At 48.8% G+C, this 17,147-nt stretch carries 15 protein-coding genes; 10 read left to right on the top strand and 5 right to left on the bottom strand.

The features are described from left to right. Positions 1-7: 7 nt before the first annotated feature. The 4 genes from Q4E93_RS02305 to Q4E93_RS02290 are packed head-to-tail and all read left to right on the top strand — an operon-like array spanning position 8 to position 4,666. The gene (locus tag Q4E93_RS02305) at positions 8-946 is read left to right on the top strand and encodes a glycosyltransferase family 2 protein (protein WP_303582470.1); all 939 of its coding nucleotides are present in this window, start codon (positions 8-10) and stop codon (positions 944-946) included. Continuing rightward, the gene (locus Q4E93_RS02300; protein WP_303582469.1) at positions 943-2,178 is read left to right on the top strand and encodes a DegT/DnrJ/EryC1/StrS family aminotransferase; all 1,236 of its coding nucleotides are present in this window, start codon (positions 943-945) and stop codon (positions 2,176-2,178) included. The genes Q4E93_RS02305 and Q4E93_RS02300 overlap by 4 nt, the downstream gene beginning before the upstream one ends. Beyond that, positions 2,154-2,807 (top strand): sugar transferase, encoded by a 654-nt coding sequence (locus tag Q4E93_RS02295; RefSeq protein WP_368501848.1) that lies wholly within the window; start codon positions 2,154-2,156, stop codon positions 2,805-2,807. The genes Q4E93_RS02300 and Q4E93_RS02295 overlap by 25 nt, the downstream gene beginning before the upstream one ends. After that, positions 2,804-4,666 carry a polysaccharide biosynthesis protein gene (locus Q4E93_RS02290; protein WP_303582468.1) on the top strand — a complete coding sequence of 621 codons (1,863 nt, stop codon included), beginning with the start codon at positions 2,804-2,806 and terminating at the stop codon, positions 4,664-4,666. Before Q4E93_RS02295 ends, Q4E93_RS02290 begins: the two co-directional genes overlap by 4 nt. A 50-nt stretch (positions 4,667-4,716) precedes the next feature. On the opposite strand, the gene Q4E93_RS02285 is transcribed toward Q4E93_RS02290, so the two are convergent. After that, positions 4,717-7,686, bottom strand: coding sequence for a T9SS type A sorting domain-containing protein (locus Q4E93_RS02285; protein WP_303582467.1), 2,970 nt, complete (start codon positions 7,684-7,686; stop codon positions 4,717-4,719). A 146-nt stretch (positions 7,687-7,832) separates the two neighbouring features. Further along, positions 7,833-8,687, bottom strand: coding sequence for a hypothetical protein (locus tag Q4E93_RS02280; RefSeq protein WP_303582466.1), 855 nt, complete (start codon positions 8,685-8,687; stop codon positions 7,833-7,835). 217 nt (positions 8,688-8,904) lie between these two features. On the opposite strand from Q4E93_RS02280, the gene Q4E93_RS34410 reads away from it, so the two are divergent. After that, a complete protein-coding gene (locus Q4E93_RS34410) occupies positions 8,905-9,075 on the top strand; it encodes a M36 family metallopeptidase (protein ID WP_368501856.1) in 171 nt (56 codons plus the stop codon). On the opposite strand, the gene Q4E93_RS02275 is transcribed toward Q4E93_RS34410, so the two are convergent. Then, the gene (locus tag Q4E93_RS02275) at positions 9,013-9,600 is read right to left on the bottom strand and encodes an O-methyltransferase (protein ID WP_303582465.1); all 588 of its coding nucleotides are present in this window, start codon (positions 9,598-9,600) and stop codon (positions 9,013-9,015) included. The two genes, Q4E93_RS34410 and Q4E93_RS02275, sit on opposite strands and share 63 nt — an antisense overlap. Positions 9,601-9,683: 83 nt before the next feature. On the opposite strand from Q4E93_RS02275, the gene Q4E93_RS02270 reads away from it, so the two are divergent. From Q4E93_RS02270 to Q4E93_RS02250, 5 genes are all read left to right on the top strand, one after another. Further along, positions 9,684-10,466: a 3-keto-disaccharide hydrolase gene (locus Q4E93_RS02270; protein ID WP_303582464.1), complete on the top strand. Its 783-nt coding sequence runs from the start codon at positions 9,684-9,686 to the stop codon at positions 10,464-10,466. 139 nt (positions 10,467-10,605) lie between these two features. After that, positions 10,606-11,517, top strand: a complete 912-nt coding sequence (locus tag Q4E93_RS02265; protein ID WP_303582463.1) for an NmrA family NAD(P)-binding protein — start codon at positions 10,606-10,608, stop codon at positions 11,515-11,517. A 4-nt stretch (positions 11,518-11,521) separates the two neighbouring features. After that, positions 11,522-12,442, top strand: coding sequence for a helix-turn-helix domain-containing protein (locus Q4E93_RS02260; protein ID WP_303582462.1), 921 nt, complete (start codon positions 11,522-11,524; stop codon positions 12,440-12,442). Between the two features lie 305 nt (positions 12,443-12,747). After that, positions 12,748-12,951 carry a DUF3606 domain-containing protein gene (locus Q4E93_RS02255; protein WP_303582461.1) on the top strand — a complete coding sequence of 68 codons (204 nt, stop codon included), beginning with the start codon at positions 12,748-12,750 and terminating at the stop codon, positions 12,949-12,951. Positions 12,952-13,094: 143 nt separating this feature from the next. After that, on the top strand, positions 13,095-14,495 hold the full coding sequence (locus tag Q4E93_RS02250; protein ID WP_303582460.1) for a toxin-antitoxin system YwqK family antitoxin: 1,401 nt from the start codon (positions 13,095-13,097) through the stop codon (positions 14,493-14,495). A 2-nt stretch (positions 14,496-14,497) separates the two neighbouring features. Here the strand turns inward: Q4E93_RS02250 and Q4E93_RS02245 are convergent, their stop codons facing one another. Both Q4E93_RS02245 and Q4E93_RS02240 read right to left on the bottom strand, forming a co-directional pair. Continuing rightward, entirely contained in the window at positions 14,498-15,814 is a 1,317-nt protein-coding gene (locus tag Q4E93_RS02245) for a MutS-related protein (protein ID WP_303582459.1), read from the bottom strand. Then, positions 15,811-17,142, bottom strand: coding sequence for a MutS-related protein (locus Q4E93_RS02240; protein WP_303582458.1), 1,332 nt, complete (start codon positions 17,140-17,142; stop codon positions 15,811-15,813). Before Q4E93_RS02240 ends, Q4E93_RS02245 begins: the two co-directional genes overlap by 4 nt. Positions 17,143-17,147 lie beyond the last annotated feature (5 nt).

Genomic DNA, 17,147 nt, shown 5'->3' with positions numbered 1-17,147 from the left:
TAATCGTATGATTTCAGTTATTTGTCCTGTTTATAACGAAGAAAAATACATCGGGAAGGTGTTGGATTTCTTTATCAAGGCGGCTCCCCGGGCGAAGGAGATCATACTTGTCGACGGGGGGTCTACGGATAACACCCGGCAGGTAGTGCGTTATTGGCAGGAACAATATGAAGGTATCCGCTTATTGGATAATCCGAACCGTTATGTCCCTTTTGCGTTAAACAAGGCCATTGCCGCGGCAAACGGAGAGGTGATCATAAGACTGGATGCACATTCCGAATATGCGCCCGACTATTTCGAAAAGGTGCTGGAAGCTTTCCGGAAATCGGCGGCCCCTATCGTGGGCGGGCCGATCCGGGCGGGGGGATCCACCGATTTTCAAAAAGCAGTTTCATATGCCACTGCCACTGTATTTGGTATCGGGAACAGCGGATTTCATTTTGAAGGGTATGAAGGGTATAGCGATACGGTATACCTGGGAGCCTGGAAAAGGAATGTTTTTAACCAAATAGGGCTGTTTGACGAAGCCATGCTGCGTAACCAGGATGACGAATTTCATTACCGTGCATGTAAATCCGGGCTGAAAATTTATCAAGACCCCGCTATCCGGTCATTGTATTTTCCCAGGACCAGCTACAAGAAATTATTCCGCCAATACTATGAATATGGTTTATTCAAACCGCTGGTTTTAAAGAAAGTGAAGCGGGGATTTCGGTGGCGCCATATTATCCCGTCCTGTTTTGTACTCTACGTATTCTCACTTCCTTTAGTATTTGCTTATCCGGGATGGGCAGTCTTCCTGCTGGTATACCTGCTCCTTGACATATTCTTTGTATTGAGATCCAAGCGGTCGGGCACTGTTATGGTACATATCCTTCTGGTATATCCCATCCTTCACCTGGCTTATGGCATGGGTTTTATAGGGGGGCTGAAAAAAATATTATGAACATACCTTTTTCTCCACCTTTCATCGATGAGGCTGTATTGAAGGAGGTGACTGAAACACTTCGCAGTGGGTGGATCACTTCCGGTCCCAGGGTAAAAGAGTTGGAATCATTGATGAGAACTTATACGGGGATGCCCGAATGTATCTGCGTCAATTCCTGGACCTCGGGTGCGCAACTTGTATTAAAATGGTGGGGCGTAGGCCCGGGTGACGAAGTGATCATTCCCGCTTATACTTATGCCGCCACCGCGCTGGTAGTATTGCGTACCGGTGCGACACCGGTAATGGTGGATGTAGATGAGGACTTTGTCATGGATCCCCTGATGCTGAGAAGAGTTGTCACCACCAGGACCAAGGTCATCATCCCGGTGGATTTTGCAGGATTGCCCTGTGACTATGTATCCATTCGCAACATGCTGCATGAGTCCACCATCCGGGCTTTGTTCGTTCCCGCCAATAGCCGCCAGGAGCAGTTAGGCAGGCCATTGCTCCTGGCCGATGCTGCCCATTCGCTGGGTGCCCTGTATCATGACGGCCCTGCAGGCCTGCAAGCCGACATTGCCGTATATTCATTCCATGCGGTTAAGAACGTCACGACGGCGGAAGGTGGCGTTATCGGCCTGTCCCTTCCTCCCCCGTATGACAACAGTGAGCTCTACAGGTGGATGAAATTGAACAGCCTTAACGGGCAGACAAAGGATGCGTATGAAAAAAAACAGGGTGATCAATGGCGGTACGATATTGTCAGCGAAGGCATGAAGATCAATATGCCTGATATTTGTGCCGCTGTTGGCGTCGCGCAATTAAGAAAATACGGAACTGACCTGCTGCCCCGGCGGAAAAAAATAGCGGAACTTTACACGGAGGCGCTTGGGACCGACTCCTGGGCAAGGATGCCTACCTTAAGAACGGCGGACAAAGAATCATCTTATCATATTTTCCCATTGCGGATCAGCAATATAACCGAATTCCAACGTGATGCAATGATAGATTTCATCTATAAAAAGGGGGTTTCTGTCAACGTGCATTTTATTCCTTTGCCGATGCTAACCCTTTTCCATAACAAGGGTTACCGGGTTTCCGATTTCCCCGTTTCCTACGCGAACTTTGCTACTGAGATCTCCCTGCCCATTTATCCTCAATTAAGCGATGCCGAGGTCGAATACATTGTATACGCGGCAAAGCAGGCATATTACAACATCATTCAATGCGACGTCTGTTCGACTTCCTGATCGCAGCGACTGGTATTATGTTGTTAAGTCCGGTTCTCCTACTGCTGGCATTACTGGTAAGCGTGGATTCAAAGGGCGGTTTTCTATTCCGGCAGTGGCGGGTAGGGAAGGGCGGGAAGGACTTTTTGCTTTTGAAATTCCGAACAATGTATAGACACCCGGCCGGAAATCGACAGATTACGGTAAGTAACAAGGACCCCCTGATTACTTCTATGGGCGTCTTCCTGAGAAGATATAAGCTGGATGAATTACCCCAGTTATTCAATGTGCTCAAAGGGGATATGAGCATGGTAGGGCCGCGGCCGGAAGTAAGAAAATATGTTGACCTGTATACCGTCCACCAGCGGCAGATCTTAAAAATAAAACCGGGCATTACGGATATCGCCTCGCTTATTTTCGATAACGAAAGCCGCATGCTGGAAAAGGTGGCCGACCCGGAAACCTTCTATATCAAGAGGATAATGCCCTTGAAAATACGGTTTAACAAGGTATATATGCTCAATATTTCCCTCCGGAAATATTTTTCCATAATCGGCTGGTCTTTGTTGCGTGTGTCGCATATAACCGTTGCCAGGTTGCGGAAAAGCGAAATGCTCTGCAGGGAATGGTTGTATAATAGAAGTATATGAGAACGAAGTTGCTGCGTACTATTGCCCCGAGGTGGATTATTTTCAGCATTGAACAAATGCTCATCTTCCTGTCATTTGTCCTGTCGGTTTTTACCATAAAACACCTCCAGCTAAATATACACCTGCTGCTTTCATTCAAAGGAGCCTTGATGGTAAATATGACCATGAGCTGCGGCTTTGCGTTCTATTTTAAGACCTATTGCGGCATTATCCGTTATTCTGAGATAAAGGACATACTTCGGGTAATTGTTTTTGCCTTATCTCATTTAACGGCATGGGTGGTATTGTTACTAATCTGGGCCAACATGCGTTTCTTTAAAGTGATATCACCGGCGTTCCTCTTTGTAAATCTATCTGTCATGTGCACGCATCTGATAGGTTTCCGCCTGCTGGTAAAAGAGGTTTACCGCAACGGGGAGCGCGAAGCCGGAAAAGCAAACCGGAATGTGATCATATACGGAGCCGATACTTTGGCCATTGCCGCCAAAAAAGCTATAGAAATCGATAGCGCAAACCCGCTGAAAGTAGTGGCGTTCCTTGATGATGATGCAGACATGATCTATAAAACGCTGGATAGAGTGGTTATCTTTCCATGTGACAGCAGAGCATTGGATAAGTTGTTGGGGGAGAAAAAAGTACAGGAACTGATTATTGCCAGACCCGATCTGCGACCGGAAAAAAAGTTGATGCTGTCAGAGATCTGCGGCAGCAGATCGGTAAAAATAACCACCCTGCCGCCGTTGGAGCTATGGAAAAATGGTGGTTTCCGGGTAAACCAGCTGCGGGAGCTTACGATTGAATCGCTGCTTGAACGTGAAGAGATCAGTTTTCAGAATGAAAAGACCGATTTGTGCTTCAGCAACAGCGTAGTGCTCGTTTCCGGAGCGGCAGGCTCTATTGGAAGTGAACTGTGCCGGCAGCTTTGCCGGTATTATATCCAGCGGATTATTTTGCTGGATCAGTCGGAATCTGGTTTGCACGATCTTGAATTCGAATTACACAACAGTAATGAGCGTGTCGATCTCTGTATCGAACTGGCATCGGTGAGGGACAGGAAAAGGATGGAGGAAATAGTCGCCCGGTACAAGCCGGATTATTTATTTCATGCGGCGGCATACAAGCATGTGCCTATAATGGAGTATTTTCCTGCCGAAGCGGTTCTCACCAATGTCATGGGAACGTTTAACCTGGCAGATATTTCGGTGAGGTACAACGTCCGGAAATTTGTTATGATCTCCACCGATAAGGCTGTAAATCCTACCAATATTATGGGCGCCACCAAGCGAATAGCAGAAATGTATATTCAGTCGCTATCGGAGCAGCAGCATGCCACCCAGTTTATTACCACCCGGTTCGGGAATGTATTGGGATCCAATGGCTCGGTCGTGCCTTTGTTTAAGAAGCAGATATTAAAGGGTGGGCCGGTAACCATCACGCATCCGGATATAACCCGTTATTTTATGACCATTCCCGAAGCGAGCAGGCTGGTACTGGAAGCCTGCGTGATGGGAAATGGCGGCGAGATTTTTGTATTCGATATGGGAAATCCCATCCGGATACTTGACCTGGCTAAGAAGATGATAGAACTCTCCGGGTTCATCCCTGATAAAGAAATTGCCATTGAATTCACCAATCTGCGGCCCGGGGAAAAAATGCATGAAGAATTATTTAAAGAGTCGGAGCAACTGATACCTACTTATCACCCCAAGATCATGCTTGCAAAGCGATGCCTCGTCGATTACGAAATTTTCAAAGCGCAGCTTGATATTTTGATGGAAAGCGTGCTACAGCAACAGGGCGGCAATATCCGACAACTGATCCGTTCAATACTCCCCGAATATGAAGAGCAGACGCTGTGATTAGCGGATAACTTCTCCAAGTAAATCACAGGAATAACGACACGTTGTCGTTATTTTTTAATGATCTTCAGTACGTGTACATCGCTGTCCCCCATTATCTGCAGATGATAAACTCCTGCCGGCAACTGTCCCATCGGTATCGTCACCGCGCCATTCAGCGCACCCGTCGTCTGCCATACGACCATTCCGCTGATGCTCAGCAAGGTTAGCTTCTTCACCACCGAACCGGCGGGGATCCTCAGCGTCGCAGACGAGCTGGTCGGGTTCGGGCTCACCGAGAAGATTTCCGGCGCAGCCGACCTCAGCACGACGATCTTGCTGTAGCTGAATTTTCCATCGATATCCTCCTGTTTGACACGGAAAGAATAGGTGCCGGCGGCCGGCAGGGGCACGATACAACTATACGAGGTCGTTAACCCGCTGTTGCCAGACCCCGTCGTACATCCGTCCGCAAAGCTGCCGCCATCCGCACTGTACTGAACCGTATACCCCCTCACATTCTTTTCTTCCGTCACCGTCCAGCCGATAGTCGCTGCGTTGAGCGCAGTAAGCTTGCCCTGGACGTCCAGCCATTTCAGCGGCAGCGGCACCACGCCTTTAGTGATAAAAAAATTGCTGAAACCTTTTGCAATGAACTCGATATAATAACCACCGTCGATGGCGCCCCATCCCGTGAGAGGAAGCATTTTTTCATTGCCTGTCGGCGTATAGGCCGATGGAGCAGTGGCGCCGGCACTTGGTTGGTCGATAATGCCAAGATCGCCCGGATTCCTGATACCAGGATCAGCCGTCTTCAGCGCATCGAACATCGCCTGCGGAATATAGAATCGCATGGGGATATTGCCACTACCATTGGGGTTGTTATCCACCGTGATCGTAAAGTTGCGGTTGAGATAGGGTATGCCATTGGTAAGGCGGACCGCGCTGGCCCACTCGTAGGTGCTTACCTTTACAAAACCCAGCGGATAGTTGTCCTTCAGCGACACTATCGGTGTAGTAACGTTATTACTGCCGCCGAAGTTAAAGACCAGTCCGTCTATCGTCGTCCAGACATTCGTGCCGCCTGTAAGGTAGGCGGGTATGCTTGAGGAACCGGAGGTGGTGAGCAGCGATAGCGTCTGCAGCGGAGGCTCATAGGCCGCCGTAAAGACATCCGAGATCCGCTCCATAAAGATATTCCTCGAAGTATTGACGTCGTCGTATCGCAGCGCATCCCAGGCGATCAGTCCTTTCCCATCATTGCTAAGCACGGCCATGGGATCCTGGCTGCCCAGCTCGCGGCGGGCCCAGTAACCGCTGCTGATGGCCTTACCCATCGAGCCCCAGCTGAGGATGCCACCTTCTTCGATCGGGCTCACTCTGGCCGACCGCGATCCCTCCATGACATAGAACAGGGCGTGCCCATTGTTGTCGTCGGTAGCGATGGCAGGCGTATTATAAGTTACCGCCGAGGTGTAGCCTCCGGTGGGGATCTCCTGGCCGATCTTAACCCCCAGCTTATCAGCCGTGTTGATCACAAAAGTATATTTCTTCGTGCCCGCGCTTACCAGCTTCAGTTCCTGAAGGTATACGCTGTAGGTGCCTGCATCCGGGCCCATGACAGTCGTCCATACCTTATTGCCTGATCCCGCCAGCCAATAGTTTTCAGGCTGCCTGTCCAGCGTATGACCGATCAGGGTGTCGGGTCCGGCGAGCAGGGTATCCGTCGGAATCGCATTGTCCGGAAGGATGGGCCGGTACGCCATGTAAGGATGATCCAGATCGGTGCACAGTTCATAGGGAATGCTGTCATAGATCTCGTTCAGCCGGTAATAACCATGCAAGTGATAGTTGCTGATGACGCCTTTGCTGTCCTGCCATCTTTCGGACGTGGATATCAGCTCGGCATTGATGTTCCCGCCCGTTGACAGGATCACGCCCTGCGGCCTGTCGACAAAAAATCTGGGATTATCGCTATTGAGGGGCACGAAGCCCAAACCATTGTTCTCGATCTTTGTATTGGTGTAGACGATGGTAGTATTCGGATTGTTGGCAGGATGACAGGAGACGGTATACGAGTAGGTTGTAAAGTTATACATCTGTACGACACTGTCCTTCTTATAATCCTTTTCGAAAATAGTCGTCGTTGCGGGGTCCGTACCACCCAACCGTTTGCGCACCGTGGTATGGCAGTCCTTCTTCACGCGGGCCAGCCGGTTGTATCCCAGGTACATCTCGTTGGGCCCGGTAGTGAGGGCCATCACGACGTTGCAGCCGCCCTGCTGATCGGGATAGAGCATGAAGGACTGTACGGCGGCATGATAATCGTAGCTCACCTTAAACTGGCTGCCGCATTCGGTGTTCACCACCTCCTCCTTACCATATTCGTTCATCTTCCCGCCGCCATAGGATTTCAGCGTGCCTCCTTCGTCCTTATAGCAAAAGACGAGCAGATCGTTCGGGCCGCCTTGAAATTCGAAATAGCCGATAAAAAAACCTCCCCTGCCATCGGGCGCCATTTGGGGATTACCATACTGTATACTGGCGGGTGGGGCCAGGATCGCTCCGGCATCCCCGAATACACGGGATCCATCGGCATGCAGATGTTGCGCCGCCACGCCGTTACCATTATGATTACCTGACAGCACCAGGTAGTTCCAGCAGACATATAGCCCTCCCGATCCGTCCGGCGCGGCAAGACTATATTTACGCCAATCGAAATTCTGCGCGTCATGAAAGATCTCGTCGTTCGCACTCGAGGCTACCGGCACCCCGTCGACAGCCCAAAGCCGCTTGCCGTCCTTGTCGAATTTCTGGGCATAGATATCCGTCCCGTTCGCACGTGTACGTTGATCCTCCCAGACGAGGAAATATCCGCCATCCTCACTTTTGACGACGATCGTATGCTGCTGGTTATCGGCGGCTATGCACACCGGCATATGCAGACTGTCGTTGAATTTGTTGGAATTGTCAAGCCACTGGGCAAAGGAAGAGGTGCTCGCAAACAGAACTAGCGATAAGGCAAGCGTAAAAAGTTTCATAATAGGTCAAATTGTTGGTTCTGGAAAAAAACCGCCGGTATCTGGAAACGCGCGGCAACGTAAAATTGCGCTTTTACGTACAGCCAAAACTGACGAATGAGCAATTCACATGACCCGATGAGCGGATGGTAGCCGGGCGATATATATTACCCGGCAGCGCTGTTCCTAAGAAGGTTGACACCCACATAGTAACACAACATGATCGGCACGGCAGGGATCATGAACGGATAATAAGGGAATCCAGAAAAGGCGCTGGCGCCGGGATATAAAGGAAAGAGCAGAATAGAGACAATGGCAACGATGCTGAACGTGATGTATATACCTGCCGGTACACGTCTGAAGATCTTTGTCTGCCGCAGAGAGCTGGCGAACATGGCGACAGAAAAATACGTGAGCAGCACCTGTCCGATGGTGATGATCCAGATCTGTTGCGCGGCAGGCGCATACCACTCCTGCGGTTTGCTGCCAATGCCATTGGCGATCTTTATCTTAAATGCTTGCAGGGCAAAGCTATGCCAGAAAGAGGTGTTGATAAAGAACAATGGAATAGCAATGACAATGGCGGTATAGCCCAATTGCGTATATAGTTTTTCTCCTTTCTCCTGCAGGACGAGCTTGATAAGGGAAAGTCCCAGTGCGACCAGTATACCGTCTGCCAGCAGGATATCAAACCGGGCCTTTTGTTCGGTGGCCGTATCTACCCATTCCTGTATCGTACCGGGAGGCGCCCCCATTCCAAACAATATCGACAGCAGACAAATGGTCAGGATCAGTAAGCAACTGCCATAAGCCAGGTATCTTCTTTCCTTTTCCACTGCACGGAAAGCCTTTGACCCCAGCGCCCAAACGGCCCAGACCATGATACAAAAATTCAGCAGCCAGATGGGAATATAGAGCTTGTACGTGATGTGTCCCAGGGCAAATGCGAAAATAAAGGTCAGAACAGGAATGCAGCAGAGATAGATGTAGCCAAAGGTTTTGGCGAGGGGTCTTATAGCCATATTTTATTATTTTTTTCAATCCGGAACTCTTGTCGCCTGCACAGGTATCTGCCGGGGACAGCGATATTCAGGCAGAAGGAGAAAAGGAAGCATATAAATCTGAGACCAGGTCCGTGGAACATTTTTAAATTTACTCTTATTTTCCCATCCTATTAGTTTGACGGATAGCGGAATAACCGGCCATTGAGCCGTTGACAGGAACTATTTAGCCGTTGACATCGCGCGAAGATGTCTCTCTCATAAATATGCCCATGGCATATCTACACAGCTAACCGGCGGCCCGGCCAATTCCGATTGCCCGGCCAATGCGAAACGGATGGCAGAATCAATCAGCAGGGTGTTTCACAGCAATAATAACCCCTGTAGACCAGTGGAGTTTAGAGATTAGCAGATCGTTTCTGTCTTCGAGTATTTTTACCAGCGCTGTAACCTTTTCATGGTGCCCGTCGGGCCAGTTTTCCTGGGGCAGCATGTCATCTACAATGTATAGGGCTGCAGGATTAAGCATATTCAGCACTTCTTCCAGCATCAGATACTTGCCGTGCCAGGTATCAGCAAATATAAAATCGAATTTGAGCTCCTTATTTTGTTCGATCCAGCGGGCGCCATCCGACTCTGCTAATTTTAATCTGTGGTCATTGCCCAGGTACTGCTTCGCTATTTGTAACGCTGCAGGGTCGTTATCAACAGAGATCAGTGTAGCTGAAGCATTCATCCCATCCAGGATCCAGGAAGTTGACAGACCGGTGCCGGTGCCCAATTCCAGGAATTTACCGCCAGGTTTCGAAGCGGCCAGTGTTTTTAATAAAGAGCACACGTTAACATCTGAAGCCATTGTAAAGCCTGATTTCCTGGTGGCCTGATCTATAAGCGCGTAAGATGCAGGGTATCGTTGAGTTGCATTTCCAGTCATAAAGTAAAAATAAGGGATATCTATTAACCTACGGCTCAGGCAGGCAATGTTTCCGTATCTTCAGGCTTTAACTCAACCTTTATATGATCAAATATTTAAAAAGTCTCCCTATTCTTTTGATGCTTGGTTGCTCCCATTCCCGCAATACTGCAACAACCAATGAATGGATAAAACTATTCAACGGAAAAGACATCAATGACTGGGTAGTTAAAATCCATCATCATGAGGCCGGTGACAATTTCGGCAATACCTTTCGGGTTGAAAATGGTATGGTTAAAGTGAGATATGATCAATATGGCGATTTCAACAACCAGTTTGGCCATCTCTTTTATAAAACTCCCTTTTCTCATTTTCACCTGAAATTTGATTACCGCTTTGTCGGCGATTGGCGAACGGACGCGCCTTCCTATACGAATATGAACAGCGGCATGATGTTTCACTCACAAGACCCCTACTCTATCCGAAAAGAACAGGACTGGCCCATCTCCATTGAAATGCAGTTATTGGGAGGGCTTGGTGATGGCAAGCCCCGCCCAACCGGCAATATGTGTTCACCCGGAACGGATATTGTGTATAATGGGAAAAAGTTCGATGAACATTGTCTAAACTCCAGCTCGAAAACCTACGAAAAAAACGTCTGGGTTCATGCAGAACTGATCGTGCTGGGTGATTCGCTGGTAACCCATATCATTAACGGCGACACCGTCCTGCAATACAGCAAGCCTTCCATGGGTGGAGGCGTAGTAACGGGATATGACAGCACCGTTTTTCAACCGGGTAAACCGCTTACATCTGGCTATATCGCGTTGCAAAGTGAAGGGCAACCGATAGATTTTAAAAATATACAATTGAAGAAATTACGATAACCAGGTATATAATTTTTGTTTAAACATGTGACCCCTCGCAACATGAGCGAGGGGTATTTTTTTGGCTACAACAAAAGGCGATCCGGCTACAACTATGGTAAGGCGGTGGCGGAAGTTTGCAGTAGCAAAAAACAGAAAAATGAAATTCACTATTACTGGCTCGTTAGGGCATATCAGCAAGCCGTTGACCGAACTCCTGGTACAGCAAGGTCACTCCTTGACAGTTGTCAGCAGCAAACCCGAAAGGCAAAAAGAGATTGAAACACTAGGAGCCAAGGCAGCCATCGGCACTATGGAAGACGCCGGTTTCCTGGCTGCTGCCTTCAAAGGGGCAGATGCCGTTTATATTATGGAAGCAGCAGGTTATGGCAGCTTCTTTGACCCCAACTTTGACCTCATGGCGACCGTCAGCCGGATTGGCCGTAATTACCAACAAGCCATTCAACAATCGGGAGTTAAGCGCGTTGTCCATCTCAGCAGCATTGGCGGCCATACCGACAAAGGCAATGGTATCCTTGCGTTTCATCACGATGTAGAAAATATATTGCGGCAACTGCCGGACGATGTTAGCATTAAGTTTATGCGTCCTGTGGGCTTTTACTACAACATGTTTGCGTTTATTCCCACCATCAAAGCACAAGGCGCCATCGTTTCCAATTATGGCGGCGATGACAGGGAACCCTGGGTCTCGCCATTGGATATTGCTGCAGTTATTGCCGAAACAATACAGCAGCCTTTTGAGGGCAGGACCATCCGTTACATTGCAAGCGATGAAGTGTCCCCCAATGAAGTGGCCCATATCTTGGGCGAAGCCATAGGGAGACCAGATCTGAAATGGGTAGTCATCCCTGATGAACAATCCCTGGAGGGATTATTGGCAGCGGGGATGAACCCGCAGGTAGCCAAAGGTTTTGTAGAAATGAATGCAAGCAGGCGGGGGGGTGTATTATATGAAGATTATTACCGCCATCCGCCAACATTAGGAAGGATTAAGCTGAAAGACTTCGCCAAAGAATTTGCGACCATGTATAACAAACAATCATTATCTTAGAAAGGTGGCAGGCCAACAACCATACAGGATAAAAACCATCAGCGAATTTCATCAGCTAAGAGGGCTACCCAAACCTGAACACCCCCTGATAAGCGTGGTGAACTATACTGACATCAACCATTCCCCGGAGTATAATGTGACCAGTTGGGTATTGGATTTTTATTCCATCTCGTTAAAAAGGAATCCTGCCGTCAAAATGAAGTATGGACAACAGGAATACGATTTTGATGAAGGCATCCTGTTCTTTATGGCGCCGGGGCAAGTTTTCAGGGTGGAAGTTACCGACAGCCTGCCTGTAAGGCAATCCGGATGGATATTGCTCATCCATCCGGATTTTTTATGGAATACGCCTTTAGCCAATACCATCCGACAATACGATTACTTTGACTATTCCGTCAATGAGGCCTTGTTCCTTTCGGAAAAAGAAGAATCCACCTTGAACAGCATCGTTCAGCTTATCCGGCAGGAATACCATTCCAATATTGACAAGTTCAGCCAGAGCATTATCATTTCACAAATTGAGACTTTGCTCCAATATTCGGAAAGGTTTTACCATCGCCAGTTCATCACACGCAAAAAAGCCAGCCACCAAATCCTGGACCAGTTGGAAAAACTGTTGAATAACTATTTTAGCAGCGAAGCATTACTGGAAAAAGGCTTACCTACGGTTCAGTATATTTCCGAAAATTTAAACGTATCCCCTAGTTACCTACGTGGCATATTGAACGTACTGACGGGGCAAAGCACACAGCAACATATTCACAACAAACTCATCGAAAAAGCCAAAGAAAAGTTATCTACCACCAACTTGTCAGTCAGTGAGATCGCGTATGAGCTGGGCTTTGAGCATCCGCAGTCTTTCAGCAAACTGTTCAAGATCAAAACCAAACTTTCTCCTTTGGAGTTCAGGCAATCCTTCAACTAAAATGGCAGGGATCCGACTGGCTCCGGCTACCGGTTAATTCACTTTTTAGGATCTGTCGCTTGCAATCACCTTATAAAGTATTGATTTTCAATATTGACACAAATCCACATCGGGCAAAAATACAGCCCGGCGCTGGCCGGGGTCACTTTTCATATCCTCTTCGATACTATGTAGTTGCGAAATACCATTGCCTTGCCGGATCTATTCCGGGATTTTATTCCGGAGATTGACTTACTTCTTGTATAAATCTTTTTAAGTGTTGTAATTTTGGATCCTGGATTGATTACTTATAAAAACGATTGCATATGCCAGCTAATAATTTAAAAAAAGGCGGCCCCGGTCCTAAGATAGCCGAGGCAGACAGCTTTGAAAAAACCTATTTACAAAAGAAATTCCTCGTATCCCGACAGACAGTGGAGGAGGCGATGCGGGCAACAGGGAATAACCGGCAATTGGTGGAAGATTATCTGATAAAATATACGACGGGGAAAACGAGTATTTTGTTATAGGTGTAAGATTAAGAGGTCGTCCCAATAGTAAAAGGGACGACTTTTTTGTGCCCCCTATCCATTGACACCATTTCTACAAGGGTCCCTAAACAGTTGAAATACTTGTTCTTTTGTTGTATTTTGGCGGCACCAATCAGGTCTATATGAAATATTTGCTGTTATTTTCTTTTCTCCTCCCTTTGCTGGCATCCGGACAGATTAAGATGAATGAATTGATCACCAAACGCGGCCTCGCCTATGAAATGGCGGGCAGGGCCCCCTTTACCGGGAAAGCCTACGTCTATTTTCCCAATGGGGATACCCAAACCGTCGTCACCTACAAGGACGGCATCCCAGACGGAGAAATCGTCGGGTGGTATGCAAAGGATCTGAAGCAGGTGGAAGGCTTTGTCGATAAAGGACAAAGGACCGGGATCTGGAAATTGTATTTTGAAAGCGGAAAGATAAAAAAACAAACCAGCTACTCCCATAACGTCGAAGACGGAGAAGAGACATTCTGGTTTGAGAACGGCAACATAGAAAAAAAGGGTACTTACTCAGAAGGGAAACTACATGGGAAATACACCTGGTATTATGAGAACGGTCAAAAAAAACAGGAAGGCTTCTTCACGGACGGGAGCCAGGACAGCACCTGGCGTGAATGGTATGAGACAGGCAAACAAAAAATGACAGGACAATTCACCCAATTCGAAAAGAACGGAGATTGGACCTTTTGGGACGAGCAAGGAAATATCACCTCTAAAAAGAAGTATCAGCATGGCCTGGTAATCGTAGCAAAGGACGACTTCGACACCTACCTGGAAAAAATGGAGTACTACCTGGCGAAAAAAAATTATAATGAAGCGCTAAAGAATGTAGAGGCGGCCGAAGCAACGATTACGGCAAAAACGGATACCAACCAGGTATATATGAACCTGCAGGTCTATCACTCAAAATGTTATTCCCTCTTTTTCCATAACCGCCAGGGCGAAAAGATCCTGTTGGACGCCATTGGCCTGACGCCCGTCCAGGAACAGGTGATCCAGCATTCACACCTTGACAAGTCTCCGGCAAAGATCAACCAACTGATAAACGAGATCAACCAAAAAGAACAAGCCGGGTTTAAAGCCACCAATCATATAGCGCTGGCCTTATGCTATAATATCCTGGGAGACAGCGCCAATCTCCAACAACAACAGCAGATCGCCATGTTGAAAGGGGGGATGAAAAACTATATCATCTCCATTTCGCTGGAGCTATACAGGTTGGCCGAGGCAAGATCCAACAGCTACCAGGCACTGCAGGATGTCAACGCCCGCATCACAAAAGAAGGAGCGTCTGAAAAACTGGAATTGGAAAAAGCTTGGTACCTGATCGGAAACGAAAAATTCGAAGAGGCGCAAAAGATCATCGATAAATACCTGCAAAAAGACCCGAAGAACGTGACCGTGCTGCTATTGAAAGCAGACCTTGAAACGGCCTTCGGCAATGCCGACAAAACAAAACTATACCAGGACAAGGCGCTGGCCATCGACCCCAGCGCGCTTGCCGGTGTAAATGAATAAAGCTAACGCCGGATCATTTCCAAAATGCCTTCCTGTTCTATGATCATCATGCCATGCCGGTCGTCGGAGATGCCTTCTTTGAGCTGATATGGATATCTTGCCGTCTTGCCTTCCATGATGGTAGGCAAATAGGTGAATTGCAGATTATCCTGATCCCGCAGGGCTTCTCCCACTTCCACGATATGCGTGGAGATGATAAAGGTGCAGTTCCTGTACTCTGCAAAAGCAGCCGTCACGGACAGCGTAGCTTCATACGCATCCTTTACATTCGTGCCTTTGAACAGCTCATCGAAGATGACCACCAGCGACCGCGAGCTGGCGACCTCGTCGGCGATGAGCTTTACTCTTTGCACTTCCGCATAAAAATGGCTGTAGCCCATGGACAGATCGTCCGGCACATTGATGGAGGAATAAAGCCCTTCTCTCACCGAGAACACCATATCGTTGGCTGCTACGGGAAAACCCATATGGCCCAGGTAAAGCGCGACGCCAAAGGATTTCATAAAAGTGGACTTGCCGGCCATATTCGCGCCCGTAAGGAAGACGACATTGCGGTAACGGTCCGTGGTGATGGCATTGCCGACAGCCTTCTCCAGGGCGGGATGCCGGAGGTTCGTCGCATGGAAAATATATTCCTGTTCCGGCATCGCCTGCGCAAAGGAGAAACCCCGCTGCGCTGCCACCTTACCTACGGCAATAAACAGGTCCAGCTGATGCAAGGTGCTCAGCAGCTGCTCCATTTCTTTTTGCATGGTATAGGTCAGCAGGTGATGCACCGATGCCAGCTTTACCAACGAATTAAGATCTCCACCTCCTAAGATCCCGGCCAGTCTCGTATCATGTAAAATGGCCCTGGCGTCCAATATCTCGGAAATAAAAGGATTGCCCGGGTCCTTTACATCGAAGCCATCGACAAAGGTTCTGCACGTACGCAGAAACGTGATGGACGCCTGTATTCCTTCGCGAAGCTGGACAAACCCTTCATCTTTGGTCACCGCGAACAACACCCGCTTGCGGGCTAGATATACAAGCGTGCTTAAAAAGCTTCCCTGCCCGCCGGAGCAAAGGTAATCTTCCACCAATGCGAATGCCGAACCCTGGAAAGGGAAGACATACGGCGTCTTTGAAAAATACAGGAACAGGCCGCTGCGCCGATTGATCTCGCCGGCATTTAGCAAAGGCGTTCGGAACATTTCTTCCAGCAGCTTTTCTCCGCCCCGCGTCTGCACTTTATTAAAAAGAGAAAAAACAGAGCCCGGTTTATATTTTCCCGTGAGGTTGAGATCTTCCAGGGTCTGTTTATCTGCGAACGTGTTCATACCAGTCTGTTTTTTGTGATCTTCGGCTTTCCGCTCTTCAGCCTTTCCAGGATGCCTTCATTGTTAATGATGATCATGCCATGCCTGTCCGCGGTGATGCCTTTTTCCAGCGTATAGGTATAGACAGGCTTGGTCCCCTGCATACGGGTAGGCAGGTAGGTGAAATAGATATTGTCATGCCGCTCTTTCAGCACGTCGCCGGCCTCGATGATGTGCGTAGAGATCACGAAGATGGAATCTTTGTGACCGGCGAACGCCGACGTCAGCGCTACCGTGGCCTCATACGCGTCCTTTACATTGGTGCCCCGGAACAGCTCGTCGAAAATGACGAAGAGGCTTTTTCCAAGACTAAGCTCCCGGGCCACTTTCTTAACCCGGAGCACCTCCGCATAGAAATGGCTGGCACCGGCATTCAGGTTATCGGAGAGATTGATGGTAGTATAGATAGCATCCCGTACGGAAAAGACCATGGACGAAGCCGGCACGGGCATACCCATGTGCCCCAGGAACAGGGCGATGCCTAATGACTTCATGAATGTAGACTTACCGGCCATATTGGCGCCCGTTAGAAAGATGATATTGCTCTCCGGCGTGATGGTCAGGTCATTCGACACGGCGTTGGGCACACCGGGGTGATAAAGGCCATTTAGCTCAAGGAAGAGCCTGCCTTTCGGCAGCGCCTCTGCAAAAGCAAAGCCTCGCTGCCGTGCCACGGCGGCCACAGAAATATAGACATCGAGAACATAGATCCGCTGCAGCAGGCGGCGAACGCTGTCCCGGTGGCGGAAGCGCAGCTGAGTGTCATGCGCCGCCACCTTTTCATAGGGCAGTTTACCCTTAAAAGGCAGCTGAGACAGCCCGACAAACACCGGTTCAGCCAGCAACGTCTCCAATCCCTCCTTTTCTGCTGGTATTCCCAGATCGATGCCGCGAAGCACATGCACCACCTCGACAAGCGCCACGACGCCCTGGTGGATGGTCTTATACTGGCTATCTTCTGCGATCAGGCCCGACATCCTATCCTTCAGGCTTTGCTCTCTGCCTGTCAGCCGGCTTCGCTCGTCCTGGTTGGCCAGGTACTGCTCTATCTGGTCGAAAAGCTCCGGTCTGAGCGGAAAAGCCTGCCCCGTCCCGGAAAAATACCTGATGATGCTACTCCGCTCGTTGATGTGACGCTCATCGGACAAGGGGTAACGGAACCATTCTTCCAGTATCGCAGCGCCGCCACGGGTAGCCGTACGGTTGAACTGCTGATAAATGGATTCTTCACCGCCCTTGCCAAAAAGACGCAGGTCATCCAATGTTTGCTGATCCGTTGTAAATCGCATGTTTA

The sequence above is a fragment of the Flavitalea plasmicola genome (assembly GCF_030546645.1).
Classification (GTDB): Bacteria; Bacteroidota; Bacteroidia; order Chitinophagales; family Chitinophagaceae; genus Puia.
This window is presented reverse-complemented; position numbering and strand designations above follow the sequence as displayed.